This window comes from Halochromatium sp. (assembly GCF_046541315.1).
Taxonomy (GTDB): domain Bacteria; phylum Pseudomonadota; class Gammaproteobacteria; order Chromatiales; family Chromatiaceae; genus Lamprobacter.
This window is the reverse complement of the sequence record NZ_JBKHDN010000279.1, coordinates 1-2,870: the sequence shown is the minus strand read 5'-3', so window position 1 is coordinate 2,870 and position 2,870 is coordinate 1. Positions and strand designations below refer to the sequence as shown.

Genomic DNA, 2,870 nt, shown 5'->3' with positions numbered 1-2,870 from the left:
CTGAGTAAGCCTGAGCTGGCGCGTCGGCTAGACCAGCTGATCAGTAAATTGCTGGACAGTGGACGCGCCAACGACGCGACCCGCGATCTGCTGCTCGAGCTGCAAACGCACCAGGTGGAGCTTGAGCTGCAGGGGCGCGAGCTGGCCGAGGCGCGCCACATCCTAGAGGTCTCGCGCGACCACTACGCGCGCTTGTTCGATCTGGCGCCGGTTGGCTTTGCGGTCTTTGATCGGCGTGGGCGCATCCGCGAGATCAATCTCACCGCCGCGCAGATGCTCGGGCGCGATCGCCTGCGACTCAGCAACACGCCGTTCCCGGTCCTGTTGGCAGGTGGCGAGATGCGCCGGTTCCTTGACCATGTCTCTGCCGTGGTTGCCAGCGCCGATGGAGCCAAGGTTCAACCATTGGAGGTCGATCTCGAGTCGCGCCGTCCACGTCCCGAGCCGGCGCCCCAGGCCTTGCGGTTGGTGTCGTCACGACGCCATGGCGATCAGGGGCCTGAGTGCTTCAGCGCGCTGGTCGATATCACCGCCGAGCGCCGGCTCAAGCGCAGCAAGCGGGCGACCGAGCACCGCGCCCACGCCATCCTCGATGCCCTGCCGGCCGAGGTCATCGTTCTGGACGCGAAGGGCCGCATCGTCCTCGCCAACGCGGTCTGGAAGCGCTTTGCCGACTGCCCTGAGCGCTCGCCCCCGGGGACGTCGGCGCGACAGGCCGATGTCGGATGCGACTTTCTTGCGGTCTGTCGCAATCAGGCCTCCCGATCGGAGGCTGAGCGCCCTGCGTTCGGGGCCGAGACCGCTGCCATTGCCGACGGCGTGGCGGGCGTCCTCGCGCGGCGTCGCCAGCGGTTCGTTGCCGAGTATGCCTGTGAGCGCCGGGATGGCGAGCACTGGCTGGCGTTGACCGCCGCGCCGCTCGACGCCGAGGGAGCTGAGGCTGGGGGAGAGGAGACAGGGCAGGGGGCGGTCATCGTGCAGATCGACGTCACCGACCGCAAGCGCGCCGAGCAGCATACCCAGCTCGCGCGGGAGGCGGCGGCCCATGCGGCACGCGTCAATGCGGTCGGGGTGCTCGCCACCTCATTGGTGCACGAGCTGGCGCAGCCACTGAACGCCGCGTCCTTCTTCGGGCGCGCCGCGCTCGAGCAGCTGCAAGGCTCGGATGCGAAGCAGCGTCCAGCCGATGGGACGAGCCTGGAGCCGATGATCGCCAAGGCCGATGCCCAGCTCGAGCGCGCCGGCGCCATTGTCGAGCGCCTGCGTGACTTCCTGCGCCACAAAGAGATCCGGATGCAGCCGGTCGAGCTCGATCCCCTGATCGAGCGCACGCTGGAATTGATCGGCTGGTTTGCGAGTCAACGGCAGGTCGAGCTGCGGTTCAACTCGGGCTCGGCCGGTCTCTGGCTGCTCGGTGACCCGGTTCAGCTGGAGCAGGTCATGGTCAACCTGATCTGCAACGCGGTGCAGGCCATTGATGAGGCGGAGATGCCGGTGCGGCGGGTGACCATTGCCACCGGTTCCTGCACCTCCGAGGTCAGCCTCATGGGCCAGGCCGATGCGGGTTCACCGATGATCCAGGTCACGGTGAGTGATACCGGCCCTGGGCTGGATATGGAAAATGAGAACGCCTTGTTCGATCTGTTCTCGTCGCGGCGCAGCGCGGGTCTTGGCATGGGGCTTCCGATCAGCCGCGACATCGTCGAGGGCCATGGAGGCAAGCTCTGGGCCGATCGTGGCGCGAGCAACGGTGCCATGTTCCACTTTATGCTGCCACTGGCGATGACTGGAGGAGATTGATGAATACGGAGCAAAGTGTCTACATCGTCGATGACGACGACGCCATGCGCGAATCGATGCAGCTGTTGCTCGAGATGCTCGGCTATCGGGTGCAGGGCTTTGCCAGCGCCAAGGCGTTTCTCGCCTCCTGCGCGGACGACGACTGCGGCTGCCTGGTGCTCGACATGCGCATGCCGGAGATGACGGGCCTGGAGCTGCAGCAGGCGCTGCGTCAACGCGGCTATGACCTGCCGATCATCTTTCTGTCCGGATTCGGCGATGTGCCAACTACGGTGCGGGCGGTGCAGTTGGGCGCGGTCGACTTCCTCGAGAAGCCGGTGAGCAAGAGCAAGCTCACCGAGCGCATCGAGCGCGCCTTCGAGATCGACCGCCGACAGCGGGACGATGCGCGCGCGCTCGCGGCCGTGCGCGCGCGCTGCGCGAGCTTGACGCCACGCGAGCGACAGGTGATGAGATTCGCGACCCAAGGGCTGTCGAACAAGGACATCGCGCGCGAACTCGAGATCAGCCCGCGCACGGTCGAGACCCACCGGGCGAAGATGATGGAGAAGATGGAGGCCGATAGCATTGCGATGCTGTGCAACATGGTCGCCCTCTGTCCGCCTGGTGAAGCTGACAGCCTGCGCTCCGCCTAGATTGCCGGAGAGCGAGTGGAGCTTGAGCTTGGGTTGGAAGGGATCTCGGTTGAGGTCGTCCAGTGTATCCCGCAGGGCTTGGCGTAGATCGGGATGTTTGCGGAGGAACTTGCGTGCGCGGCGTTCAAAGTGCTGGGTAGTGACCAGCGCGAAGCTCATGATTCGTCGGCGTCAAGGGCTTTCATCAAGGAATCGGCGCTCTCGTAGCGGGTGGTTCGACCGGCCTCCAAGTCACTGAGGGACGCATGCAAATGAGCCTTGGCCGCATCGAGGGAGCTTTCGAGAAGCTCTGTATAGGCCGCTTCGGTGAGCACGACATAGCTTGGTCGGTTGTTCTTGATGACATGAACCGGGCCGTCGTGAAGCGCCTCATCAACGGCGGAGATCCCACGGCGTTTGATGTCTTGGGCTGGAATGCTGTTCATGGCTGCTTAG

3 protein-coding genes are annotated in these 2,870 nt (G+C 65.2%); 2 read left to right on the top strand and 1 reads right to left on the bottom strand.

Annotation, left to right across the window (positions count from 1 at the left end):
* Together ACLFQI_RS13105 and ACLFQI_RS13100 are read left to right on the top strand one after the other, a co-directional pair.
* The coding region (locus ACLFQI_RS13105) for an ATP-binding protein (RefSeq protein WP_410759978.1) at positions 1-1,800 on the top strand (1,800 nt) is incomplete at its 5' end.
* The gene (locus tag ACLFQI_RS13100; protein ID WP_410759976.1) at positions 1,800-2,435 is read left to right on the top strand and encodes a response regulator transcription factor; all 636 of its coding nucleotides are present in this window, start codon (positions 1,800-1,802) and stop codon (positions 2,433-2,435) included. The genes ACLFQI_RS13105 and ACLFQI_RS13100, both read left to right, overlap by 1 nt.
* 155 nt (positions 2,436-2,590) lie before the next feature.
* Here the strand turns inward: ACLFQI_RS13100 and ACLFQI_RS13095 are convergent, their stop codons facing one another.
* Positions 2,591-2,860 carry a prevent-host-death protein gene (locus ACLFQI_RS13095; protein ID WP_410759974.1) on the bottom strand — a complete coding sequence of 90 codons (270 nt, stop codon included), beginning with the start codon at positions 2,858-2,860 and terminating at the stop codon, positions 2,591-2,593.
* Positions 2,861-2,870: the final 10 nt, after the last annotated feature.